General features: G+C 70.1%; 20 protein-coding genes. 10 read left to right on the top strand and 10 right to left on the bottom strand.

The annotated features are described in order from the left end of the window. Positions 1 to 363 (bottom strand): hypothetical protein (locus CXY76_RS05065; RefSeq protein WP_369826072.1); only part of this gene is annotated, 363 nt, incomplete at its 3' end. A gap of 159 nt (positions 364 to 522) precedes the next feature. After that, the gene (locus tag CXY76_RS05060) at positions 523 to 2067 is read right to left on the bottom strand and encodes an amino acid permease (RefSeq protein WP_104163153.1); all 1545 of its coding nucleotides are present in this window, start codon (positions 2065 to 2067) and stop codon (positions 523 to 525) included. A gap of 256 nt (positions 2068 to 2323) precedes the next feature. Between CXY76_RS05060 and CXY76_RS05055 the strand changes: the two genes are divergently transcribed. Further along, positions 2324 to 2878, top strand: coding sequence for a type 1 glutamine amidotransferase domain-containing protein (locus CXY76_RS05055; protein WP_104163152.1), 555 nt, complete (start codon positions 2324 to 2326; stop codon positions 2876 to 2878). Between the two features lie 16 nt (positions 2879 to 2894). Here the strand turns inward: CXY76_RS05055 and CXY76_RS05050 are convergent, their stop codons facing one another. Beyond that, positions 2895 to 3710 carry a fructosamine kinase family protein gene (locus CXY76_RS05050; RefSeq protein ID WP_104163151.1) on the bottom strand — a complete coding sequence of 272 codons (816 nt, stop codon included), beginning with the start codon at positions 3708 to 3710 and terminating at the stop codon, positions 2895 to 2897. A 166-nt stretch (positions 3711 to 3876) separates the two neighbouring features. On the opposite strand from CXY76_RS05050, the gene CXY76_RS05045 reads away from it, so the two are divergent. Together CXY76_RS05045 and CXY76_RS05040 are read left to right on the top strand one after the other, a co-directional pair. After that, positions 3877 to 4188, top strand: a complete 312-nt coding sequence (locus tag CXY76_RS05045) for a hypothetical protein (RefSeq protein WP_104163150.1) — start codon at positions 3877 to 3879, stop codon at positions 4186 to 4188. Then, positions 4185 to 4817: a hypothetical protein gene (locus CXY76_RS05040; protein ID WP_104163149.1), complete on the top strand. Its 633-nt coding sequence runs from the start codon at positions 4185 to 4187 to the stop codon at positions 4815 to 4817. The genes CXY76_RS05045 and CXY76_RS05040 overlap by 4 nt, the downstream gene beginning before the upstream one ends. A gap of 95 nt (positions 4818 to 4912) precedes the next feature. Here CXY76_RS05040 and rpsO read toward each other — a convergent pair whose 3' ends face one another. Beyond that, complete coding sequence (gene rpsO / locus CXY76_RS05035) at positions 4913 to 5182, bottom strand: 30S ribosomal protein S15 (protein WP_088455691.1); 270 nt, start codon at positions 5180 to 5182, stop codon at positions 4913 to 4915. Positions 5183 to 5564: 382 nt separating this feature from the next. Here rpsO and CXY76_RS05030 point away from each other — a divergent pair, with 382 nt between their 5' ends. Then, positions 5565 to 11021 carry a DUF4011 domain-containing protein gene (locus CXY76_RS05030; RefSeq protein WP_104163148.1) on the top strand — a complete coding sequence of 1819 codons (5457 nt, stop codon included), beginning with the start codon at positions 5565 to 5567 and terminating at the stop codon, positions 11019 to 11021. A 304-nt stretch (positions 11022 to 11325) separates the two neighbouring features. Here the strand turns inward: CXY76_RS05030 and CXY76_RS05025 are convergent, their stop codons facing one another. From CXY76_RS05025 to CXY76_RS05005, 5 genes are all read right to left on the bottom strand, one after another. Then, positions 11326 to 12003, bottom strand: coding sequence for a maleylpyruvate isomerase N-terminal domain-containing protein (locus CXY76_RS05025; RefSeq protein ID WP_104163147.1), 678 nt, complete (start codon positions 12001 to 12003; stop codon positions 11326 to 11328). An 89-nt stretch (positions 12004 to 12092) separates the two neighbouring features. Next, the gene (gene dhaK, locus CXY76_RS05020) at positions 12093 to 13088 is read right to left on the bottom strand and encodes a dihydroxyacetone kinase subunit DhaK (RefSeq protein ID WP_104163146.1); all 996 of its coding nucleotides are present in this window, start codon (positions 13086 to 13088) and stop codon (positions 12093 to 12095) included. 101 nt (positions 13089 to 13189) lie between these two features. Then, entirely contained in the window at positions 13190 to 13879 is a 690-nt protein-coding gene (gene dhaL, locus CXY76_RS05015; protein ID WP_104163145.1) for a dihydroxyacetone kinase subunit DhaL, read from the bottom strand. Further along, positions 13876 to 14664, bottom strand: a complete 789-nt coding sequence (locus tag CXY76_RS05010) for an HAD-IA family hydrolase (RefSeq protein WP_104163144.1) — start codon at positions 14662 to 14664, stop codon at positions 13876 to 13878. Before CXY76_RS05010 ends, dhaL begins: the two co-directional genes overlap by 4 nt. Position 14665: 1 nt before the next feature. Further along, on the bottom strand, positions 14666 to 15523 hold the full coding sequence (locus CXY76_RS05005; RefSeq protein ID WP_104163143.1) for a class II fructose-bisphosphate aldolase: 858 nt from the start codon (positions 15521 to 15523) through the stop codon (positions 14666 to 14668). Positions 15524 to 15666: 143 nt separating this feature from the next. Between CXY76_RS05005 and CXY76_RS05000 the strand changes: the two genes are divergently transcribed. Next, positions 15667 to 17247 (top strand): Na+/H+ antiporter, encoded by a 1581-nt coding sequence (locus CXY76_RS05000; RefSeq protein ID WP_233199580.1) that lies wholly within the window; start codon positions 15667 to 15669, stop codon positions 17245 to 17247. Between the two features lie 15 nt (positions 17248 to 17262). Here CXY76_RS05000 and CXY76_RS04995 read toward each other — a convergent pair whose 3' ends face one another. Next, the gene (locus CXY76_RS04995) at positions 17263 to 18387 is read right to left on the bottom strand and encodes an AI-2E family transporter (RefSeq protein ID WP_104163142.1); all 1125 of its coding nucleotides are present in this window, start codon (positions 18385 to 18387) and stop codon (positions 17263 to 17265) included. Between the two features lie 281 nt (positions 18388 to 18668). Between CXY76_RS04995 and fdhA the strand changes: the two genes are divergently transcribed. From fdhA to CXY76_RS04970, 5 genes are all read left to right on the top strand, one after another. Then, positions 18669 to 19886 (top strand): formaldehyde dehydrogenase, glutathione-independent, encoded by a 1218-nt coding sequence (fdhA, locus tag CXY76_RS04990; protein WP_104163141.1) that lies wholly within the window; start codon positions 18669 to 18671, stop codon positions 19884 to 19886. Positions 19887 to 20026: 140 nt separating this feature from the next. Then, entirely contained in the window at positions 20027 to 20779 is a 753-nt protein-coding gene (locus CXY76_RS04985; protein WP_104163140.1) for a molybdenum cofactor guanylyltransferase, read from the top strand. Positions 20780 to 20913: 134 nt separating this feature from the next. After that, positions 20914 to 22107: a molybdopterin molybdotransferase MoeA gene (locus tag CXY76_RS04980; RefSeq protein ID WP_104163139.1), complete on the top strand. Its 1194-nt coding sequence runs from the start codon at positions 20914 to 20916 to the stop codon at positions 22105 to 22107. Between the two features lie 130 nt (positions 22108 to 22237). Further along, positions 22238 to 22840: an NADPH-dependent FMN reductase gene (locus CXY76_RS04975; RefSeq protein ID WP_104163138.1), complete on the top strand. Its 603-nt coding sequence runs from the start codon at positions 22238 to 22240 to the stop codon at positions 22838 to 22840. A 100-nt stretch (positions 22841 to 22940) separates the two neighbouring features. Then, the gene (locus tag CXY76_RS04970) at positions 22941 to 23255 is read left to right on the top strand and encodes a DUF6457 domain-containing protein (RefSeq protein ID WP_104163137.1); all 315 of its coding nucleotides are present in this window, start codon (positions 22941 to 22943) and stop codon (positions 23253 to 23255) included. The last annotated feature ends 4 nt before the right edge of the window (positions 23256 to 23259 follow it).

Raw genomic sequence — 23259 nt, 5'->3', positions numbered from 1 at the left:
GCCGGCCGCGGCGGCGCCGACCAGGGCCGCGCGGCCGCGGGCGCCGGGAGCCGGGCGGGTGCCGCGGGCCACGCCCAGCAGCGTTGGTCCTGCGATGACGATCACGGCGATCGCGGCGGCGACGGCCACCGGCAGTGCGAACACCACCTTCTCCTGCACGAACCACCAGCCGTCAGCGGCGAGCAGGGCGGTGCAGAGCAGCTGTGCGAGCAGGCCCAGCAGGCCGACGCCGACCAGGGCGATCACGAGCCAGGCTCCGCGACGCCGGATCGGCGGCGCCGCGAGCACCGCGGCGGCGATCCACGCCCCGGCGGTGATGATCGCCGCGACCAGGTCGAGAGCAAGCAGGAGCGCCGTCGTCACGGGCGATCACTCCGAGCGTCGGTGCATGAGGTCTCCCTCCGGTGGCGAGGCACGCACACGCCCGTTCCCCATGAACGGGCCATCCGCCGAAAACGCTACTCCGCCCTCGCAGACAGCGCGAGGGCCTCGGCCCGGCGCCGGCACACTTCCGCTTCGGGGCTACTCGCCCTTGAGCTTGAGGGCGCGCTCCTCGCGTTCGATTTCCTCGCGACGGGTGGCGTCCACGAGAAGCTTGGCGTTGATGCCCACCAGCGAGTGGCGGCGGCCGTAGGCGAAGTAGACGATGAAACCGAGCAGCAGCCAGACCCCGAAACGCGCCCAGGTGAGCGTGGTGAGGTTCAGCATCAGCCAGAAGCAGAGCACGGCCGACAGGATCGGCAGGAACGGCGACAGCGGCACCTTGAACGAACGCTTGAGGTCGGGGCGCTTCTTGCGCAGCACCACCACAGCGATGCTCACCAGCACGAAGGCGGAGAGGGTGCCGATGTTGATCATCTCTTCGAGCACGCCCACGTCGGTGAGCCCGGCGATCAGCGCGACCGCCGCGCCGGTGATGATCTGGATGCGCACCGGCGTGCGGCGCTTCTCCGAGGTGACGCTGAGCCAGCGCGGCAGCAGGCCGTCGCGGCTCATGGCGAACAGCACCCGCGAGAGTCCGAGCAGCAGCACCATGATCACCGTGGTGAGGCCGGCCAGGATGCCGATGGAGATGACCTGGGCGGCCCAGCCGGCGCCCACGGCGATGAAGGCGGTGGCCAGGGACGCGTTGGGGTCGTCGGCCAGCACGGTGTACGGCACCATGCCGGTGAGCACGAGGCTGACGCCCACGTAGAGCACGGTGACGATGGCCAGGCCGGCGAAGATGCCGCGCGGCAGGGTCTTCTGCGGGTCCTTGACCTCTTCGGCGCTGGTGGCGACCACGTCGAAGCCGATGAAGGCGAAGAACACCAGGGACGCACCGGCGAGCAGGCCGAAGATGCCGTACTGCGCGGGGGCGGCGCCGGTCATGAAGGAGAACAGCGACTGGGTCCACACGTCGCTGCCGACGCCATCCGTGGTGGGCACGGCCTCGGGGATGAACGGCGTGTAGTTGGCCGGGTTGATGAAGAACGCGCCGACGACGATGACGAAGAGCACGATCGCCACCTTGATGATGGTGAAGACGCTGGCGACGCGGGCGGAGAGCTGGGTGCCGAGCACCAGCAGGGTGGTGAAGATGGCGACGATCACGAACGCGCCCCAGCTCACGTCGAGGCCGACCACGTTGATGGTGGCGGGGATGTCCCAGTTCCACAGTGCGAAGACGTTGCTGAGGTAGATGCCCCAGTACTTGGCGATCACGGCCGCGGCGGTGAGCATCTCCAGGATCAGGTCCCAGCCGATGATCCAGGCGAGAAGTTCGCCGAGGGTGGCGTAGGTGAAGGTGTACGCGGAGCCGGCCACGGGAACCGCGGAGGCGAACTCGGCGTAACACATGATCGCGAGGGCGCAGGTGACCGCGGCGAGCACAAACGCCAGCGTCACGGACGGCCCGGCGTAACTGCCGGCGGCCTTGGCGCCCACCGAGAAGATACCGGCGCCCACGGCGACAGCGACTCCCATGATCATCAGGTCCCAGGTGCCGAGGGTGCGTTTGAGACTGTGCCCCTTTTCCAGGGAATCCTCGATCGATGACTCGATGCTCTTCGTGCGCCAGAGACTCATGGGGGTGTCCATTCCGTGTAAAGCTCAAGTTTAGGGCGACACGTTCACCAGTGGCGGACCAAAAGTCCCAACCGGGCACCGCAGGGGCCGGCAGGCCCGGCCGGGCCGGCCGCGGGTACCGATGCGGGCGCCGGTGCAACCTCAGTGTTTCGTGAGTATCTCTGCGGACGCACCCTCTCGTGGCTACCGTGGAATGGCCGTCCGGTTCTCCCGGCCGGCGAACGCGATCTCGTACACCGACGACAAGGAGTGAACCATGACGACCACCGAGCTTTCCGGCAAGCGCATCGCCTTCCTGCTCACCGACGGCTACGAAGACAGCGAACTGTCCAGCCCCTGGCAGGCCGTGACCGATGCCGGGGCCACCGCCGTGCTGGTGTCCCCCGCAACCGAAAGCGTCACCGGCAAGAAGGGCCATTCGCAATACGTCGACCTGGCCGTCACCGAGGCCAAGGCCGACGACTTCGACGCGCTCGTTCTGCCCGGCGGGGTCGTGAACGCCGATCACCTGCGCATGGACGAGGACGCGGTCTCCTTCACCAGGGACTTCTTCGCCGCGCACAAGCCGGTGTCGGCGATCTGCCACGCCGCCTGGATCCTGATCGAGGCCGGTGTGGCCCGGGGACGCACCCTCACCTCGTATCCGAGCCTGAAGACCGACCTGCTCAACGCCGGCGCCACCTGGGTGGATGAGGAGGTCGTGGTGGACCAGGGCCTGGTCTCCAGCCGCACCCCCGCCGACCTGCCAGCGTTCAACGCCAAGGTGATCGAAGAGGTGCGCGAAGGCACCCACGCGGGGCAGACGCTGTAACTCTCACCCCGGCCGGTCAATCCGCGGGCGGGCGGGTCGACGGCAGCTCGAGCACGGCTTCGGCGGCCTGCTCGAGCGCCCGGCCGTAGGCCGCGCCGTGCCCGGCCGCGTGCACGGCCAGCGGATGCAGCTGGTGCAGCGGCGTGCGCGCCCGCCAGCCCGGCTTGAGCGGCGAGGCCGCCTCGTAGCCGGCGGTGATCTCCTCGAGGTACGGGCAGCCGAACAGCGCGAGCATCGCCAGGTCGGTTTCGCGGTGGCCGCCGTGCGCGGCCGGGTCGATCAGCACGACCCCGTCGGCGGACCACAGCACGTTGCCGGTCCACAGGTCGCCGTGCACCCGGGCGGGCGGGGCCCCGTCGTCGAAGTCGCCGGCCTCGATACGCGCGCAGGCCGCGTGCACGACCTCGGCCTGCCGGGCCGTGATCCCGCCCACGTCCACGGCGATGTCCAGGTACGGCAGCACCCTGTAGCGGGCGTAGAACACTCCCCAGTTGCGCTCGTACGCGGTGGGGAGGCTGCGATTGCCGATGAACAGCGGGCCGCTCCAGTTGTCGGGCGGGGCGCCGAACGCCGAGGCGCCTGCCGAGTGGGTCACCGACAGCTCGGCGCCGAAGGCCCGGGCGGCGGACCGGGTGGGTGGCACCTCGTCGACGGTCTCGAGCACGATGTGGCCGGGCTCGAGGTCGATCACCTGGGCGGTGCGCACTCCCCCGGGTATTGCCAGCCAGACCAGGCCGGCGGCCTCGGCCTCGAAGAAGCCGGAGGGGGCGCCGTGGTGCCGCTTGTCGAAGCCCCGCGGGTCGCCGCCGGGTGAGCTGACGAAGTCGTTCATCCCTCCACTCTTGCCGCTTGCCCGGCCGGCGCTACGGGGAAACCCTCGCGAACTGTGAGAAAAGCACCTTCCCGGGCGTCGGGAAGGTGCTTAGCTCACAGTTCGCGAGCCCCGCTTGTGTCAACGAACTCTTGACAAATGACTGGTGTCAAGGAATCCTTGACACATGAACACGAAAAGGTCCCTGTCCCGCCCGCGCTGGTATGCCGCGGCCGTAGTCGGCGGGGTGGTGGCGATCGCCGCACTCTCCACCGCGGCCATACTCGTCGACCACGACCCGGCCGACTCCGTTTTGGGCTTCCTCACCGGAATGCTCAGCGTTCTGCTGGTCGCCGTCATCCTGTGGACCGAGATCGGACGCCAGAGAGTGGCCCGGCTGCGCGACACTGTGGCGCTCGACAACCTCGAACCGCTGCGTGCCGCGACCGACGCCGACAGCGCGGAACAGCGACGCAAGCAGCGGACGGACGAGCGATGACGGCACCGACACCCGAACATTCACCGGCGTCGCTGACGGCCGCTGAGGCCGCGGCGGTTCGGGATGCCATCGCCGAAGCGGTGCTCGGCACCCCGGCCGGTCTCCGCGCCGACCTCGAGAGCGACCCGGATGCGTACCTCCGTCTTGTCGGTGCCAGCCGCACCGCCGCGGAGGAGACCAGCCGGCTGCTGCGGGACTCGATCAACGGCGCGCGGACCGCCGGGCACAGCTGGGATGCCCTGGGCAGGGTGCTTGGGGTGAGCCGGCAGGCCGCCCAGCAGCGGTTCTCCGCGGCGAGCCAACCAGGCTCCGCCGGCCCGGCCGCGATCGCACACGATGGCGAGCCTGGGCATCCGCGCCGCAAGGTGCTCAGCCCGGTCACCGCGTTCGACGAGATGGCCATCCTGGCGATCGAGGGCCGCCGCGGCTGGCATGTCGTGGATTACGGCACGCTGTACCACGTGCTGGAAGCCTCTGACCGGCAATGGGAGCACCGCCGGCTGCTGTGGACACCGGGAAACGTGGCCAGGCGACACCTCGAGGCAGAGGGCTGGCGCCTGGTGGGCGAGACGACGTTCCCCTGGGGCTATTTCACCCGGGCACTCGACGCGCCGGCCGAGCCGGCCTGACCGCGCGCATCCGGGGACACAAAACGGGCCGCCACCCGAAGGTGACGGCCCGTTTCGAAGAAGATCGCGTTATCAGCGAACCATTCGGCTACTACCTAGCGGCGCAGGCCGAGACGCTCGATGAGCGAGCGGTAGCGGCTGATGTCCACGTCGGACAGGTAGCCGAGCAGACGGCGACGCTGACCAACCAGGAGGAGCAGGCCACGACGCGAGTGGTGGTCGTGCTTGTGCTCTTTGAGGTGCTCCGTGAGGTCGAGAATGCGCTGCGTGAGCATTGCAATCTGGACTTCGGGGGAACCCGTGTCGCCCGGGTGGGTAGCGTACTTTTCGATGATCGCCTTCTTAGCATTAGCTTCGAGTGCCATAGATGGGATCCCCTTTCTCTCACTGCGCGGTGCTCGGGGCAGAATGCCTGAGCTCTCTTTATCCGCGGCCGTTGAACGGCAACCTCAAGATCTTAGCAGAGTTCGGCCGCCCCGTTCGGATCGGGTGCTCCCCCCGGTTGGCGGGCGGGCGTCTCGTGGCGCAGGTTAGTGCTCGTGGCCCAGGATATCTGCGTGCATAAGGTGCGCCACGAGAAACAAGGTGCGCCACGAGACGGATGGTGTGCCACGAGACGAGACACACCGGTGCGTTCGGGCACGGGGTGCGCCGGGTCGGGCCCACACTCGCCGATGATTGAATAGTCCCCCGCGCGGGGCACATGCGCAGCACCAGCAGCAACCGGCGACACGAGGAGCACTTCCGATGGCATCGAACACCGTGGACCAGAGCGCCCAGCCCTCGAGCATCCCGGCCGGCGACATCACCCTCTCGCTCACCGCAACGCCGGTGCTCAGCTACGCCCTGGCGCACAGCCGCATCAACGTGGTCGGCCGGGTGGGCGTCGACAACCGTGGGCCCGCCGTGCGGGAGGCCGTGCTGCGGCTCGAGGTGCTCAGCGCCGGCGACACCCTCGGCACCGCCCGCGACCTGCTTGTGGACCTCGCCGCCGAGCGCACCGCCACCTTCACGGATGTCTCCCTGACCGTCGACCCCGCCGCCATGCTGCTCATCGAGGAGCAGCGGCCGGCCGAGATTCGGGCCAGCCTGCTCATCGACGGCGTCGCCGTGGCGGAGGCCGGCGAGCCCATCCAGTTGCTCGCCGCCCAGCAGTGGATCGCCCAGCCGGTGGACCTGGCGCTGGAGATGCTCTCCGCGCATGTGCTGCCCAATCACCCCGAGATCGCCACGCTACTGGCCGAGGCCGCCGCCGCGCTCGAGGCCCGCACCGGCTCGGCGGCGATGCCCGGCTACCAGTCGGGCCCCGACAGGGTCGACCAGGTGGTCGAGGCGGTGTTCGTGGCCATGCGAGCCCGCGGCATCCGCTACGCCACCCCGCCGGCCAGCTGGTCCGACGACGGCCAGAAGGTGCGCACGCCCGGCGAAGTGCTGGGCACCGCCGCCGACGGCGGCCTGTCCGGCGGCGTGGGCACCTGCCTCGACACCGCCGTCGTGATGGCCGCCGCCCTCGAGCAGGCCGGGCTGCATCCGCTGCTCTGGGTGGTCGCCGGGCACGCGTTCCTCGGCTACTGGCGCGAAGAGGAGACCCTCGGCGCGCCCGCGCTCACCGACGTGGCCGAGGTGATCAACCTCATCGACCTCGACCTGATCCGGCTCGTGGAGACCACCCGGGTCACCGATCATGGTGCCGGCACACCGGTCACCTTCGCGCAGGCCCAGCGCTCCCCCTACCTGGAGTGGCTCGCCGACCTGAGCACCGTGATCGGCGTGGTCGACGTGGTGCAGGCGCGGCGTACCCACATCCTGCCGTTGCCGGCGCGCACCGTGACCGTCGACGGCACCGTGATCGTCACCGAGTACCGGCCGGCGGTCGTCTCGCCCGGTGGCTCCGGCGTGACGGCCGGGACGGATGCCGCCGGCGCCCCGTCCGGCCGGTCCTCGGGCACCCCTGCCCCCATCACCCCGCCCCGGATCACACCGCCCCGAATCACCCAGTGGAAGAACGCCCTGCTCGACCTGAGCCTGCGCAACCGGCTGATCAACTTCACCGAACGCGGCGCCCTCGCCCTCACGGTGCCGGACCAGCACCTGGCCGGCGTCGAAGACCTCGTCACCGGCGGCACCGGGCTAACCCTGCTGCCCGCCGACCGGATGTCGACGACCGACCGGGAGCGCGGCATCCGGTTCGGCCGGGACCTGCCCGTCGACCAGCTTGCGGCGGTGCTCGCCGACAAGAAGGCCGTGTACGCGGACGTCACCGACGCCGCCTACGCCGCCAAGCTGCGGGCGCTGGCCTACAAGGCCCGCACCGTGGTGCAGGAGACCGGCGCCAACAACCTCTACCTGGCCTTCGGCTCGCTGGTCTGGACCGCCAACGACCGGGAACTCCGCAGCCCCCTGGTGCTCGTTCCCGTGGTGCTCGAACCGGCCGGCCGCGGCGGCGACTACAGGGTGCGGCTCGATGAGGCCGGGGCGTCCACGCCCAACTACTGCCTGCTCGAGAAGCTCCGGCAGCTGCACGGCCTCACGATCGACGGCCTGGCGACCCCGGCCGCCGACACAACGGGCGACACGGCCGGCATCGACCTGGCCGCCGCGTTCCGCGCCACCCGCGAGGCGCTGCTGGCGGCCGGGCTGCCGTTCCGGGTGGAGGAGACCCTCGACCTGTCGATCCTGCAGTTCGCCAAGTTCCGGCTCTGGAAGGACCTCGACGAGAACTGGCAGACGCTGGCCGAGAACTCGCTGGTGAGCCACCTCGTGCACACCCCCACCCAGCCGTTCGTCGACCCGGTGGCCCTGCCGGCGCCCGCCGACCTCGACGCCCTCGGCGCCGAGTGCCCGGTGCCCGGCGACTCGTCGCAGCTGGCCGCCGTGGCCGAGGCCATCGCCGAGCGCACCTTCGTGCTCGAGGGCCCACCCGGTACCGGTAAGTCGCAGACCATCACCAACCTGCTCACCCGGGCCGTCTACGAGGGCAAGAAGGTGCTGTTCGTCGCCGAGAAGCGTGCCGCCCTACAGGTGGTGCAGGCCCGGCTGAACGAGGTGGGCATGGGCCCATTCGCCCTCGACCTGCACGACAAGGCCAGCAAACCCGCCGCCGTGCGGGCCCAGATCCGGCAGGCCCTCGAGCACGAGGTGACGGTGGACGGCCAGGGGCTGAAGAACGACCTCGACGTGCTCGGCACCGCCCGGCGCAGCCTGGCCAGGTACACCGACCGGTTGCACGAACAGAACGGCGCCGGCCTGTCGTTCTACTCCGCCCGCACCGCGCAACTCACGGCCGACGACGACGTGCGGGCCCTGCCCGTGCCGGCCGACCTGCCCGCCCGCATCACGACCGACGAGCTCGACGAGCTGCGGCGGATGCTGCGGGACCTGCCCGAGGTGACCGATCCGGCCCGGCCGCGGCCGCAGCATCCGTGGGCGTTCATCACCACGCCGCCCGCCACCCCCCTCGACCTGGCGACCGTGGCCCGCGCCGCGCTGGAGCTGGACGAGGCCCTGGCCGCGCTCCCCCGCGCCGACGAGACGGCCGGGTCTGGCGGGTCTGGCGCCGCCGCGAGCGTCGTGGCCGCGGCGGCGAGTCCCACCGAATTCGTCACGCTGAGCGGTCTCGCCGCCGCGGACCGGGTGCCGCTGGCCACTCTGGACGGCACCCGTTCCCCGGACTGGGCCGCGGCAGCGGCGGCCGCCGAGCAGGCCACCGGCACGTTCGTGCAGGCCGAGCACCCGGCGTTGACCGTGCTCGAACCCGGTGCCCTGCGGCTGGACGCCGCGGCCCTGCACCGGGACGCGCAGGCGGCGGATGTCTCGAGCTTCTTCGGTCGCCGCGGCCGCCGGAAGGCCGTGCTCGCGCGGCTGGCCGCCGAGGTGCGGTCCGGGGCGAAGGTGCCCCTCGGCTCCCTCTCCACCGTCACCGGCCAGCTCGCCGACAGCCAGGCCCAGCTGCATGCCCTGCGCGCCGGGGTGCGAGCCGTCGACGGCGTGACCATCGCGGACGACTGGAACCCCCTCGTCGGCGCCGACCAGGCCCCGCCGGCGCAAACCGGGCACACCGTGCCGACCGGCCAGACCGGCCGTGACGAACTGGCCGCCCGCCTCGCCTGGCTGCGCTGGGCCGGTGGCGTCGTCGCGTCGGAGCACCGCGACCTCAGCGACGAGTTCGTGGCGGCCCTGCGCGGCTACCTCGACGCCACCGCCGAGCCCGATCCGGCGCTCGCCACCGCGCTGAACCGTGCGCTCCTCGCCCTGCAGGCGGTGATGAGGGCCACCGGCGCGGGACCGGCCGCCATCGCCGGGTGGGCCGCGGACGGCGGCCTCGTCGCCGTCTGGTCCCGCGGCCGCGAGGAACGGGACGCCCAGGCACCGGGGCTGCCCACCCTCACCCGGTGGATCGCCCTGCTCGAGCACCTCGAACCGCTGGCGCGGCTCGGGCTCACGGCCGCGCACACGGCGGTGCTCCGCGGCGAGGTCGACGCCGACGACGCCGGCCTGGCGTTCGAGAAGGGTCTCGCCACCGCATCCGTCGCCGAACGCGGACAGGCGACCACCCTGGACCAGTTCGACGCCGCCGCCCAGAACCGTTCGATCACCCGCTTCACCACGTCATCCGGTGCGGTGCGCCGGCACCTGCCCACCTTCATCCCGTACAGCGTGTTACGGCGACGCACCATCGGTGCCGCCCCGGACACCGCGAGTGACACGACAGGGACCCCGGCGCCGGAGACGGCCGCCCGGCTCGGCCTGCTCAAACGGCAGCTGGATCGGCAGCGCGGCGGCATGGGGGTGCGCGAGCTCATGCACGAGTTCGGCGACCTGATCACGGACATCCTGCCGTGCATGCTGATGAGCCCGGAGTCGGTGGCCAGGTTCTTCCCCGCCCAGGCCGGCCTGTTCGACATCGTGGTCTTCGACGAGGCCTCTCAGGTGCGGGTCTCCGATGCGGTCGGCGCCATGGGCCGCGCCCGGTCCGTTGTCGTGGTCGGTGACAGCAAGCAGATGCCGCCCACCTCGTTCGCGGAGTCGACCATCGGTTCCGGCGAGGAGGACGGCGACACCCTCGAGTTCGTGCGCGACGAGGAGTCGATCCTGTCGGAGTGCGTGCAGGCCCAGGTGCCCAGCAAGTGGTTGTCGTGGCACTACCGCAGCCAGGACGAATCGCTGATCGCCTTCAGTAACCGGGCGTACTACCGTGACCGGTTGTCGTCGTTCCCGGCTCCGCACCACGGTGCGGGCACGGTTGCCGGCTCCGAGCCCGGCTCCGGCTCCGCGGGCTACGGCGTGAGCCTCCGCAGGGTCGACGGCCAGTTCCTCCGCAGTGGCACGGGCACGTCGCTGCGCACCAACCCGGTCGAGGCCGAAGCCATCGTGGCCGAGATCCTGGCCCGGTTCGCCGCGGACCCCGAGGACACCCCGTCCATCGGTGTGATCACCTTCAACGTGCAGCAGCGCGCCCTCATCGAGGGCAGCCTCCGCGACAGCGGCGACGAGCGCATCGTGCACGCCCTCGACTCCGACGCTGACGGCCTGTTCGTGAAGAACCTGGAGAACGTGCAGGGCGACGAGCGCGACACCATCCTGTTCTCCACGGCGTTCAGCGCGGATGCCTCCGGCCGGCTGCCGCTGAACTTCGGTCCGCTCAACCTGCCCGGCGGCGAGCGGCGCCTGAACGTAGCCATCACCAGGGCCAGGCGCCAGGTGATCGTGTTCAGCAGCTTCGCGCCCGCCGACCTGCGCGCCGAGGAGACCATCTCGGCCGGGGTGAAGGACCTGCGGGCATACCTGGATCTGGCCGCCGGCGGCTCCGACGGGCTCGCCAGCCCGCTGCGCCAGTCGGGGGCTCTGGACCGGCACCGGGAGGAGATCGCCGAGGACCTGCGTGAGCGTGGTTTCGCGGTGCAGGCGGATGTCGGTCTCTCCGACTTCCGGGTGGACCTCAGCGTGGCCACGGCGGGGGCGCCCGGGCATCCGGTGATGGCCGTGCTGCTCGACGGCCCCACCTGGGCCGCCCGCCGCACGGTCTCGGACCGCGACGGCCTGCCCGTCGAGGTGCTGTCCAGGCTGATGGGCTGGCCGGCGGTGGAGCGGGTGTGGTTGCCCGAGTGGCTCGGCGACCGCGACGCGGTGCTGGACCGTCTCGCCGAGAAGCTCGACGCCCTCGACGCCGCCCGACAGGCGCACGAGGCGGCCGCGCTGGCGTAGCCGGGCCGGCGAGGTCCGGCCGCCCCTCGCGGCACACCTTCGCTCCCGCGGCACGTGTGTGTCCCGCCGGCACGTGTTCCAACGCGGGCCGCCGAGAACAACACGTGCCGCGGGGACCAACACGGGCCACGGCGGCATGCCGCCGTGCCTTCAGGGCACGCGTCAGCGCTCGCGGCGCACCATATGCCTCGCGGCGCAGGTTAGTGCTCGCGGCGCAGGTTAATGGGCCGATTTACCTGCGCCACGAGAAAGTTCCTGCGCCATGAGACGAGGCACAGGCCACGGCACGGCCAAACCGGGCAGCTCAGAGCACGGAGAACCCGGCGGGCAGCGGGGCGCGGCCGGTGGCGGCGCGCAGCAGGGGCGCGGCCAGGCCCTTATGGGCGGCCAGGTCGGCGAGCACGTGCAGGGTCGCGGCGGCGGCGGGCTCCGGCACCGTTTGCTCGGCGGCCGGCACCCCCTGGCTCTGCAGCAGGTCGCTGGTGTGCACGGTGAGTTCCACGGTGCGCGACGGCAGGTACTCGGCGATGCGGATGCGCCCGGCCGGCGTATCGGCGGGCTCTGAACCGTCGAGGGTGGCCACCCGCGCCAGCACCCGGGCGGCGAGCGCCGCAACCGCGACGTCGGGCTGGGCGCCGAGGGTGGCGGCGGTCTCGCGGCCGCGCTGGGCGATCACCTCGGGGGTTCCCGCGGCGAGCGCGCGCTCGAAGTAGGCCGCCGGCGAGGTCACCTCGATGGGGGCGGCGACGCCGGCGGCGTCTTCCTCAGCCGCGAGGTCGAGGTAGGCCTCAACGGTGGAGAGGGCCCGGCTGGTGTGCCCGACGAGGTCGCGCACGCTCCACTCACCCAACCCCAGCTGCGCCCAGACCTCGGGATCACCGGCGGCACGCTCGGCGATGCCGCGTGTCACGGCGACGAACCACCTCGTGGCCGTGTCGAAGGCGTAAAGCGTGTCTGACCAGTCCCTGGGAGTCTCACTCATGCCCACAGAGTAGCGGCACCGCGTGCGCTCGTGCGGAACGGCGCCGGAAGCCGGGCCCGCACCCGGGCCCGGCCCACTACCGAGCGCGGCTAGAACACTCGCGCCGCGATCTCGGCCGGCGCCGCCAGCAGTGCTTCGATCTCGTCGTCGAGCCGCACCAGGGTGAGCGACGCCCCCGCCATGTCGAGCGAGGTGCAGTATTCGCCCACGTAGCTGCGTCCCACCGTGATGCCCAGCTCGGTGAGCCGCTCGTGTGCCCGCCCGAACAGGATGTAGAGCTCGCTGATCGGGGTGCCGCCGAGCCCGTTGATCATCAGAGCCACCCTGTCGCCGGCCGCATAGGGCAGGTCCTTCACGACGGCATCCAGCATCTCGTCGGTCATCTCGTTCGCCGTGGTGAGCTTCGCCCGGCGCCGTCCGGGCTCGCCGTGGATGCCCACACCCACCTCGATCTCGTCGTCGCCGAGTTCGAACAGCGGTGAGCCCTTCGCCGGCGGGGTGCAGGAGGTGAGGGCGATCCCCATGGTGCGGGTGACGCTGTCGACCTTCTCCCCGATCCGTACCAGCTCGTCCAGGTCCGCGCCCTGCTCGGCGGCGGCGCCGACGGCCTTCATCACGAAGAAGTTGCCCGCCACCCCGCGCCGGCCCACCGTGTAGGTGGAGTCCTGCACGGCGACGTCATCGTCGATGAACAGGGTCTTCACCTTCACTCCGTCGGCGGCGCTGAGCTCCTGCGCCATCTCGAAGGCCATCCGGTCGCCGGTGTAGTTGTTCACCAGCAGCAGCACGCCCTTGGGCGAGGCCAGCAGCTTGGTGGTCTCGTACACGTAGTCCATGGGCGGTGCGGAGAACACGTCGCCGGGGCAGGCCGCGTCGAGCATGCCCCTGCCGACCGTCATCACGTGCGCCGGTTCGTGCCCGGAGCCCGAGCCCTGGATGATCGACACCCGGTCGGGGTTGGGGCTGTCGGCGCGCATGATCAGGTTGTACGCGGGCACGTACCTGAGGGTGTCGGGGTTGGCCAGCGCGATGCCCTTGAGCATCTCCGGGACGTACTGCTTCGGATCATTGACGAATTTCTTCATGGCTCCCTCTCTGGTCGGTGCTCGGTCGGTCGTGCGCTCGGTCGGTCGTGTGCTCGGTCGGTGCGTGTGCCGTGCGGGTGCGTGTGCGGTGCGGGCGAGGCTCAGTCGGTGTGGCTGGATGGCCGTTCGGCGTCGTTCTGGGTGCCGGCGGATGAGCCCACCCGGGCATCCCACTCGGCGCTCAGCCGCTCCAGGATCACGGCCACCGCCACCGCGCCGGGGTCCGGTGAGCCGATGCTGCGCTCCCCTGTGTAGCTGGCCCGGCCGCGTCGGGCCTGCATCATGGCGGTCTGGTCGGAGGCCTGCCGGGCGACCGCGGCCATGCGGTGCAGGGTGGCGGGCGCGTCGGTGCCGGCCGCGACCTCCTCCTCGAGGGCATCCGTCATCGGTACCAGGGCGTCGAGCAGGGTTTTGTCGCCCACGTCGGAATTGCCGCGCGACTTGATGCCGTCGATCGCGCTGCGCAGCATCGCGACGGCGTCGCTGCCGCGCACCGTGTCGGAACCCTTGACCGCGATGGACGCCCGCAGGAACGCGGTGCCCCAGAGCGGTCCCGAGGTGCCGCCGATCCGCCCGGAGATGACCATGCCCACCTTCTGCAGGAACGCGCTCGGGCTGCTGCGATCGTAGTCGTCCCAGTCGGCGAGGACGATTTCGAAGCCCCTGGCAAGCGAGTAGCCGAAGTCACCGTCGCCGACGACGGCGTCGAGGTCGCCGAACTCCTTCTCGTTGTCGACCGCCGTTTGGGCGATGCTGTGCACGACGAATTCGGTGTCGGCCAGGCTGGTCATGGGGTCCCGCTTCCTGTTCTGGTGAGGATCGTGAGGAGGTCTGCCAGCCGCACATACGGGCCGGGGTGGATGCCGGCCGGGTCGGCCAGGATCTCGGCGGCGGGTCCGGTGGGGTCGCCGAGGGACGAGACCACGAGGGCTGCCCCGTCGAAATCCTCGGCGGCCGTGTAGCTGCTCACGGTCACGACTGTCGCGAGCCCGGCGGCGAGCGCGGCCCGCAGCCCGTTCTCGCTGTCCTCGATCACCAGGGCCTCGCTCGTGTCGAGCCCCAGCTCGCGCAGGGCGTACAGGTAGATGTCGGGGGCGGGTTTCTTCGCCGGCACGATGTCGCCGGCGAACACCTGGAACCCGGCGGCGAGTTCGGGCCCCACCGCGTGGGTGAGCACGGCCCGCACCGACGCCTCGGCCGAGGTCGAGGCCACGGCGAGGGTCCAGCCGGCCGCGGTGGCCTCCTCGGTGAGACGGCGGATACCGGGGCGGGCCGGCAGCACCCCCGCGGCCACGCGTTCGGTGTAGATCGCGGTCTTGCGGCGGTGCCAGGCCAGGATGGCCTCGTCCCAGGCCGCCGGGTCCTCGGGCAGGCCCAACGCGCGGGCCACGTCCGGGGTGAGGATGCTCCGCATCCGTTCCTTGCCGCCGCCGATCTTCACCTTCTCGGCGTAGTCGGCGTCACTCCAGTGCACGGGCACCCCGAACTCGTCGAAGGTCTGGTTGAACGCCGGCAGGTGGCCGTCCCGTTCGGTGTCGGCGAGCACCCCGTCGCAATCGAAGATCAGTGCCGGCATCTCAGGCCTTCCCCGCGCTGCCGAACTGTTCGGCCAGTCCCCGGGTGAGGTTGACGATGTCGGTGCGCACCTTCGCGAACAGCGACGGTGGGTCCCACTTGTCGCGGGCCTGGGCATCCGTGAGGAAGGAGAGGTTGGATTTCATGTAGGTGATCTTCAGCGCCGTGGAGATGTTCACCTTGGCGCAGCCCCGAGCGATGAGGTCGGTGAATTGGGCGTCGGTCATGCCGCTGCCGCCGTGCAGGGCGATCGGGATCGGGTGGGCGGCGACGAGGTCGCTCACCCGTTGGAAGTCGAGCACAGGTTCCCTCTTGTACACCCCGTGCGCGTTGCCGATCGCCGGCGCGAATACGTCCACGCCGGTGGCTTCGAGAAACCTGAGCGACACCGCAAGGCTCTGCCTGGCCGCTTCGGTGTCGCTGCCCACACCGTCTTCGACGCCGGTGATCGATTCGATCTCGCCCTCCACGTGAGCGCCGAACGTGCGGGCCTGCCGCACCACCTCGATGGTCTGGCGTTGGTTCTCCTCCACAGGCAGGGTGGATGCGTCGAACAACACCGAGTTCCAGCCGCGTTCGAGGCACTCGGTGATCACATCCCGGTCCGGGCAGTGGTCCAGGTGCAGCGCCACCGGCACCTCGATGCCGGCGGTCATCGACGACCACATGGCGAAGAGCACGTCGGATCCGATCGATTTGACGGTCTTCACCGAGGTTTGCACGATCACCGGTGAGCGGGCTTCGACAGCCCCGGCCAGCACCGCCTCCATCGTGAGGTCGTTCACGATGTTGATCGCGGGAACGCCGTATTTCTCGGCGAACGCACGATCGACGATCTCCTTGAGAGTGCTCACGGCCATGTGCGCCTCGCTTCCTCGCGTGTTGTTGGGGATAGTAGGCGTCACCGCACCAACGGGCAATGGCGGGCGTGGCTGGATGCTGCGACCCTCCTCCCGCCGCGCAAGCCTCCCGCGGCGGCGCGCGGCTGCGCATAATTGTCGCTATGGACCCCGTCAGCACCATCGTCTGGATTGTCGTGTTCGTCGTGGTCACCGTCACGGTGACCGGCTTCTCCCGGCGGATCGGCTGGTCGGCGCCGTTCGTTCTTGTGGTGGTCGGGGCGGCCGCATCGTTCCTGCCGTCGGTGCCGCACATCGAGCTCGAGCCGGAACTGGTGCTCTACGGGCTGTTGCCTCCGTTGTTGTTCGCGGCGGCCATCCGCACGTCGATCGTGGACGTGCGGGCCCGGCGGGACGGCATCCTGCTGCTGTCGGTGGGCCTGGTGGCGTTCACCGTCGTGACGGTGGGGTTGACCGCGTGGTTGGTGGTGCCGGCGATCTCGCTGGCCGCCGCGTTCGCATTCGGCGCTGTCGTCGCACCGACGGATGCCGTGGCGATCACGGCCATCGCCGGACGGCTGGGCCTGCCGCGGCGGGTGGTGACGGTGCTCGAGGGTGAGAGCCTGCTCAACGACGCGACCGCGCTGGTGGCCCTCAACGCGGCGATCGCGGCGATCCTCAGCACGGTGAGCCCGCTCTCGGTGACCGGCGACTTCGTCGTCGCGGTCGTCGGCGGGGTGGGGGTCGGGCTCGCCGTGGGTTACGTGCTGGCCATGATCCGCCGGCAGTTGCACGCGCCGGTGCTCGACACGAGCCTGTCGCTGGTGACGCCGTACCTGGCGTTCATCCTCGGCGAGCTGGTGCACGGCTCCGGGGTGCTGGCGGTGGTGATCGCCGGCCTGTTCCTGGGTTACCGCGCGCCGGTGATCCAGTCGGCGGAGGCCCGCATCGCCGAGTCGATCAACTGGCGCACCATCCAGTTCCTGCTGGAGAACGCCGTGTTCCTGTTCATCGGGCTCAACCTGGAGTCGATTCTTGAGGGTGTCAGGCTCACCGGCACGGGGTTCTGGGCCACGGTGTGGATCTCCCTGGTGATCCTCGCCGCCCTGCTCGCGTCGCGCTTCGTGTGGATGGCCATCACGACGTCGATCTATCGGTACGGTCCGCGGCGACTGCGGGAGCGCGGCTGGAGCTGGCGCACCGGGGTGGCCGTGTCGTTCGCGGGGATGCGGGGGGTGGTCACCCTCGCCGCCGTCTTCCTGCTGCCGCCCGAAACGCCCCAGCGGGAGCTGCTGCAGCTGCTGGCCTTCGTGGTGGTGGTCGGCACGCTGTTGCAGGGGCTGGCGCTGCCGTGGATCATCCGCCGGTTGCGCCTGCCGCCGCCGGACCGGAGCCAGGAGCGGGTCGAGGCGCAGATGCTCCTGGCCGAGGCGCAGACCGCCGGACTGGCCCGGCTGGACGCCGAGGTGACCGACGCCGACGAGGACCGCGTGATCGGCCGGTTGCGCACCAATGCCCGGTTCCTCGCCAACGCGCTGGACAACCCCGCTCCGGACGACGCGGAGCCGCTGCCCGCCGCGTACAACCGGCTACGGCGCGCCATGATCGAGGCCGAGCGCGCGGCGGTGCTGGCCGCGCGGGTGGAGGGCCGCTACCAGGAGCCGGCCATCCGCTCTGCACTGGCCTTCATCGATGTGGAGGAGTCCGCGCTGAAGGCCGGGTCGCCCAAGCACCACGACGGTTGAGGCTGCCCGGGGGTGCTAGGCGAGCTTGGGTGGCCCGGTGAGCTGCGGCGGGGCGTTCCAGGTCTTGACGATGGCCCAGCCGACGGCGGCGATGGGCACGGCGAGAACCGCACCGATGATGCCGGCCACGATGGTGCCGGCGGTCAGGGCGACGAGGATCACCAGAGGGTGCAGCTTGAGCGACTGGGCCATCACGACGGGCTGCAGGAAGTTGCCCTCGAGCTGGTTGACCACGATCACGATGCCCACGACGATCAGGGCGGTGATCCAGTCGGTCGCGACCAGCGCCACGAGGGCGGCAAGGATGCCGGCCACCGTCGCACCGATCAGCGGGATGAACGCTGTGAGGAAGACGATGACCGCCAGCGGCAGCGCCAGCGGCACTCCCAGGATGGCGAGGCCGATGCCGATCGCGGCGGCGTCCACGAAGGCGATGACCGCGGTGCCGCGCACATAGCCGCCGAGCACCCGCACCGAGGTGGCGCCGATGCGGCGACCGCGCTGCAGGCGCTCGCCGCGGAACGGGCGCAGGAAGAACTTCCAGATGACGTCGCCGTCCTTGAGGAAGAAGAACAGGATCACGACAATGAGCACTGCGCCGGTGATGATCTCGGTGGCCACCGACACACCCGCGAGGGCGCCGGAGCCGAACTGGCTGCTGGTGAGGAAGTCGATGCCGGCGTTGCGGGCATCCTCGATCTGGGCGGCGTCGATGGCCAGAGGGCCCTCGGTGAGGTAGGTGGACAACTGGTCGATACCGTCGGAGGCGCTCGTCGCGAGCTCACTCCACTGGTTCTCGACGGCGACGACGATCATGGTCACGATGCCGCCGAACACGATGATTGCGGTCAGCAGGGTGATCCAGGTGGCAAGGAGCGGCGACAGTCCGCGGCGGCGTAGCCATCCGACCACCGGGCTCAACGCCGACGCCAGGATGATCGCGATCAGCAGCGGGATCACCACGAGCTTCACCTGCACGAGGACGAAGATGATCACCGCGACCAGCGCGAGGGCGAGCAGGATCTGCGCACTGCGCAGGCCGAGCCAGCCCAGCTTGTCGGTCAGCAGGGTGCGCAACGTCGTCGGACCGTCGGTTCGGGGCTCGGCCTTGCGGGCGCCGGTGTTGTCGGGAATTCGCATGTGACCACCCTAAACAAGGTTCCGCGACCTGGCTCGATAAACGCGCGAGTTCGTGCACAGCCTCAGGCGAATTTTTGGGGTTCGACACCCACACGATACACACGTTTTCGTGCACCGACACCCTTGAAATTCCCAGTGTGGTGGAGTGCCATGGAGGGTGTTCCAGCGCCTTGACGTTGCTGAGAGCGAACCACCGAGAAACACCACTGACGATGCCGTGCGCCACAAGCGCGAACCGACCGGTTCAGGCGTCACGACAGGTATCAAGGAGGATACAAATAATGGCAGGAAACAGAGCAGTTGCTTACGAAGGTCCGGGCAAGGTCGACGTTATCGACATCGACTACCCCACCTTCGAGCTGAAGGACGGACCCGGCGTCAACCCGGCGAACATCGGCCGCCAGGTTCAGCACGGCGTCATCCTGAGAACCATCACCACCAATATCTGTGGCTCCGACCAGCACATGGTGCGCGGACGCACGACGGCGCCGACAGGCCTGGTCCTCGGCCACGAAATCACCGGCGAGGTGGTCGAAGTCGGCCGCGACGTCGAGTTCATCAAGGTCGGCGACATCGTGTCCGTCCCGTTCAACATCTCCTGCGGTCGCTGTCGCAACTGCAAGGAACGCAAGACCGGTGTCTGCCTGAACGTGAACCCGGACCGCCCGGGTAGCGCGTACGGGTACGTCGACATGGGTGGCTGGGTCGGCGGGCAGTCGCAGTACGTGCTCGTGCCGTACGCGGACTGGAACCTGCTGAAGTTCCCCGACCGGGAGCAGGCGCTGGAGAAGATCCTCGACCTCACCATGCTGTCGGACATCTTCCCGACCGGATTCCACGGTGCCTTCACCGCCGGCATCGGCGTGGGCTCGACGGCCTACATTGCCGGCGCTGGACCGGTGGGACTCGCCGCGGCCGTCTCGGCGCAGCTGCTGGGTGCCGCGGTGGTGATTGTGGGCGACCTCAACCCCGAGCGCCTCGCGCAGGCCCGCAGCTTCGGCTGTGAGACCGTGGACCTCACCAAGGGTGAGCCGCAGGATCAGATCGAACAGATCCTGGGTGTGCCCGAAGTGGATGCGGCGGTGGACGCCGTCGGATTCGAGGCGCACGGCCACGGTAAGGATGCCGGAACTGAAAAGCCGGCAACCGTGCTGAACTCGCTGATGAGCATCACTGCGGCCGGCGGTGCGCTCGGCATTCCGGGGCTCTACGTCACCGGTGACCCGGGAGCCGCGACAGAAGCAGCCAAGGTGGGTTCGTTGTCGCTGAGCCTCGGTACCGGCTGGGCGAAGTCGCTGTCGTTCACCACCGGACAGTGCCCGGTGATGAAGTACAACCGTCAGCTGATGATGGCGATCCTGCACGACCGGGTGCAGATCGCCAAGGCCGTGCACGCACAGCCGATCAGCCTCGAGGATGCCCCGCGCGGGTACGCCGAGTTCGATGCGGGTGCGGCGACGAAGTACGTGCTCAACCCGAACGGCTACCTCAAGGACTGAGTGAATTCAGACCTGGCTGGCCTGTAGGCAGCAACCGGGATCGGGCGGCATCATGCGGCCCGGTCCCGGTTTGTTGCGCCGGGCGCGGGTAGCCTGATCTGGTCGCCTACTCGCGGCTCCGAGTGCAAGGACCGACCCCGATGCCCCGCTATGACATCCCCTCCACGCCATCCGAGGCTGAACGGACGGGCGGCTCCGGCCTGCGCTGGGACGCGATCATCGTCGCCGGCGGCAAGGCCAGGCGGCTGGGCGGCATCGACAAGACCGCCCTGGTCTGGCGGGGCCGCAGCCTGCTCGACGGAGTGTTGGCCGCGACCGCCGGCTCCCAGCGCACCTGCGTGGTCGGATCCGACGCGATCCTCCCCGCAGACGTGTTACGCGCGGTCGAACAGCCGCGCTGGGGCGGCCCTGCCGCGGCGATGGTGGCCGGCCTCGACGCCCTGGCCCGCGAATCCGGGGACGTCCCCACGGGCACAGGTTCTGCGGGCGCGGACTGGATCGTGGTGCTCGCCGGCGACCTGGTGCGAGCGGACGACGCCGTGCCGTTCCTGCTGACCGAACTCGACAGGCTCTTGACCGACTCACAGGCCGGCGCCGCACAGGCCGGCGCCGCGACGCACGGAACCATCGACGGCCTGATCAGCGTGGATGCCGGTGGCCGGCGTCAGCCGCTGCTCGCCGTCTACCGGCGTGCGGCTCTGGTTTCCTCCGCGCTGCTGCGTCCGGCGGACAACCTCTCGGTGATGAGCCTGATCGGCCCCCTCGACCTCGTGGAACTGCGCCTTCCCGACGCCCTGGGCGACGACGTGGACACCCCGGCTGACGCGGCGAAGCTCGGCATTCTCCTTCCCACTGCGGCCGCACCGCTGGGGACCCCGCAGCACGAGCGGTGACTGGCTAGCCTTGACTCAGACGACACTGTCGTCGACGATCCTCGAGGAGTCGCTATGCCCATGATCCACACCGGCCGATCGGTCCGATCCGGTTCAGGCGGCATCGGCGACGTGGTCCGCTGCGGGGTCCTCTGATGGAGTGGTTGGAGGCAAGAGCCACGGTGTACCGGGTCGGCGCTGAGATGCCCCGCGCTACCGAGATCGTGCCGCTCTCGGACGCCGTCGGACGCACCCTTGCCGGCGCGGTGCACTCGCTGACCGCTCTGCCGAGCTTCGCGTCCTCGGCCATGGACGGTTGGGCCGTCAGCGGCGATGAGCCGTGGGTGCTCGGCGAACCGATCCTGGCGGGCGACTCCCCGACGACGGCGATCCTCGCGCCGGGGACCGCGCGGCCCATCGCCACCGGCGCCTGCGTGCCCGCCGGCACCCACGGCATCCTGCGCTCGGAGAACGGTGAGCTCGTGTCGGGGTCTGCGGCCGGCACCGTGCCAACGCTCATCCGCTCGGCGCACACCGGTGCGCACGAGCCGGCACCCGGCGAGCACGTGCGCGCCCGCGGCGAGGAGTGCGGACTCGACGAACGGATGCTCGAGCCCGGCTGCCTACTCACTGTTCCCAGGGTCGCGCTGGCGGCGGTGACGGGCCACGACACCCTCACCGTCACGGCACCGCCGACCGTGGAGCTGGTGCTGCTCGGCACCGAGGTCATCGAGTCCGGCATCCCCGGCCCGGGGCAGGTGCGTGACGCGTACTCCCCCGAGTTTCCTGCCCTGCTCAGCGGACTGGGTGTGCGGCTGAGTGCACTGCGGCGGCTGCCCGACGACCTCGATCAGACCATCGACGCCATCCGGTCGAGCACCGCCGCGCTGGTGATCAGCACCGGTGGCAGTGCCCGCGGCCCGGCCGACCACGTGCGCGCGGCGCTCAGCGCGCTCGGCGCCACCGTGCTCATCGATGGCGTGCGGATGCGCCCCGGCCACCCCGTGATGCTCGCCCGGCTGGCTGACGGCCGCCTGATGCTCTGCCTGCCCGGCAATCCGCTGGCCGCGATGCTCGTGTTGGCCAGCCTGGGCATGCCACTGATCGACGGGATGCTCGGCCGCCCGCTGAGGCCGCTGGGCCGGGTGGCCCTCGCTCACGACGTCGCCAACCTCAGCGGGTCGACCCGGTTGGTGGCGTACCGGCTCACGGACGAGGGCGCCGTGCCCACCGCACGGCAGGGTTCCGGCATGTTGCGCGGGCTCGCCGAGGCCGACGGTGTGGCCGTGGTGCCGGCCGGCGGGGCGTGCTCCCCCGAGCCCGTCGCCACGATTCCGCTGCCCTGGTAGCCGGTGTGCCACACCCTGTCGGTGACCGGGTCGGCGTGCTAAACCGAAAGGGATCGACAGAGACCGAGGCCGTGGGTCCGCTGCGTGAACTTCAGATTCCCTGTCGACATATTCGGGAGAGAAGACAGACATGGCGACCTTCACAATCGGCTACTTCGTTGGCAGCCTGAGCAGTACCTCCATCAACCGCACCCTGTCCACGGCGCTGATCGCTCTCGCCCCCGAGGAACTCGAATTCACCGAGATCCCGATCAGGAACCTGCCGCTGTACAACCCGGACTTCGACGCGGACTTCCCGCCGGCCGGCCGAACCCTCAAGGCGGCCATCGACTCCTCGGACGGAATCCTCTTCGTCTCCCCGGAATACAATCGCTCGATCCCCGGCGCTTTGAAGAACGCGATCGACTGGGGATCCCGGCCGTGGGGAACCAACTCCTTCGCACGCAAGCCCACCGGCATCATCGGCGCGTCTCCGGGCGGCATCGGCACCGCCGTCATGCAGTCGTCGATGCGCAGCGTCCTGAGCTTCCTCGATGCACCTCAGCTCAACTCGCCCGAGGCGTACATCAGCTTTGACGCTGCCGCGTACGGGCCCAACGGCGAAGTCACCGATGAGGCCACCCGGACATTCCTCCGACACTACATGGAGGAGTATTCGGCATTTGTGCAACGGGTGCTCACCGCGAACGCACCTGGACACATCGGTGACGAGGACCCCAGCTCCAGAAAGTGACGCAGACGGTCCCGGGGCATCCCGATTGATTGCCGCGCCGCCGGTGTGGTGCTATTCCTGAAGCGCACGTTCCCTGCTGCACCCGGCCAGAAGGAGACCCATGAACGCCCCCGAAAACGACACCGGCCGGCTGGACGACCTGAGTCGACGTCTGACCCAGGCGCTGCAAATTCTGGACCTGGAGGTCGACTACCCGTTGCTGCTCGGCCTGGCCGCCGAGACCAGCCGCGCCGTGGGCCCTGACGGCGGACCGATCAGCACCTTCTTGGTGGGATACGCGGCCGGCATGACGAGCACCTCGGGCAAACCGGCCACCACCGACGCCATTGAGCGCGCCGTCGGGGTAGCCAGGCAGGCCACCCGGAAAACCGGTGACGGTGGCATCGACGACGGGTGGGCGAACACCGCCCAATAGCCGT

Origin of the sequence: Cryobacterium sp. N22 (assembly GCF_002929555.1) — a bacterium.
In the GTDB taxonomy this organism is placed as follows: Bacteria; Actinomycetota; Actinomycetes; order Actinomycetales; family Microbacteriaceae; genus Cryobacterium.
The sequence above is the reverse complement of the archived record's forward strand: the minus strand, read 5'-3'. Positions and strand labels throughout refer to the sequence as shown.

Coding starts and splice junctions, on each gene's coding strand:
- CXY76_RS05060 (WP_104163153.1), bottom strand. CDS start 2,067: ATGAGTCTCTGGCGCACGAAGAGCATCGAGTCATCGATCGAGGATTCC.
- CXY76_RS05055 (WP_104163152.1), top strand. CDS start 2,324: ATGACGACCACCGAGCTTTCCGGCAAGCGCATCGCCTTCCTGCTCACC.
- CXY76_RS05050 (WP_104163151.1), bottom strand. CDS start 3,710: ATGAACGACTTCGTCAGCTCACCCGGCGGCGACCCGCGGGGCTTCGAC.
- CXY76_RS05045 (WP_104163150.1), top strand. CDS start 3,877: ATGAACACGAAAAGGTCCCTGTCCCGCCCGCGCTGGTATGCCGCGGCC.
- CXY76_RS05040 (WP_104163149.1), top strand. CDS start 4,185: ATGACGGCACCGACACCCGAACATTCACCGGCGTCGCTGACGGCCGCT.
- rpsO (WP_088455691.1), bottom strand. CDS start 5,182: ATGGCACTCGAAGCTAATGCTAAGAAGGCGATCATCGAAAAGTACGCT.
- CXY76_RS05030 (WP_104163148.1), top strand. CDS start 5,565: ATGGCATCGAACACCGTGGACCAGAGCGCCCAGCCCTCGAGCATCCCG.
- CXY76_RS05025 (WP_104163147.1), bottom strand. CDS start 12,003: ATGAGTGAGACTCCCAGGGACTGGTCAGACACGCTTTACGCCTTCGAC.
- dhaK (WP_104163146.1), bottom strand. CDS start 13,088: ATGAAGAAATTCGTCAATGATCCGAAGCAGTACGTCCCGGAGATGCTC.
- dhaL (WP_104163145.1), bottom strand. CDS start 13,879: ATGACCAGCCTGGCCGACACCGAATTCGTCGTGCACAGCATCGCCCAA.
- CXY76_RS05010 (WP_104163144.1), bottom strand. CDS start 14,664: ATGCCGGCACTGATCTTCGATTGCGACGGGGTGCTCGCCGACACCGAA.
- CXY76_RS05005 (WP_104163143.1), bottom strand. CDS start 15,523: ATGGCCGTGAGCACTCTCAAGGAGATCGTCGATCGTGCGTTCGCCGAG.
- CXY76_RS05000 (WP_233199580.1), top strand. CDS start 15,667: ATGGACCCCGTCAGCACCATCGTCTGGATTGTCGTGTTCGTCGTGGTC.
- CXY76_RS04995 (WP_104163142.1), bottom strand. CDS start 18,387: ATGCGAATTCCCGACAACACCGGCGCCCGCAAGGCCGAGCCCCGAACC.
- fdhA (WP_104163141.1), top strand. CDS start 18,669: ATGGCAGGAAACAGAGCAGTTGCTTACGAAGGTCCGGGCAAGGTCGAC.
- CXY76_RS04985 (WP_104163140.1), top strand. CDS start 20,027: ATGCCCCGCTATGACATCCCCTCCACGCCATCCGAGGCTGAACGGACG.
- CXY76_RS04980 (WP_104163139.1), top strand. CDS start 20,914: ATGGAGTGGTTGGAGGCAAGAGCCACGGTGTACCGGGTCGGCGCTGAG.
- CXY76_RS04975 (WP_104163138.1), top strand. CDS start 22,238: ATGGCGACCTTCACAATCGGCTACTTCGTTGGCAGCCTGAGCAGTACC.
- CXY76_RS04970 (WP_104163137.1), top strand. CDS start 22,941: ATGAACGCCCCCGAAAACGACACCGGCCGGCTGGACGACCTGAGTCGA.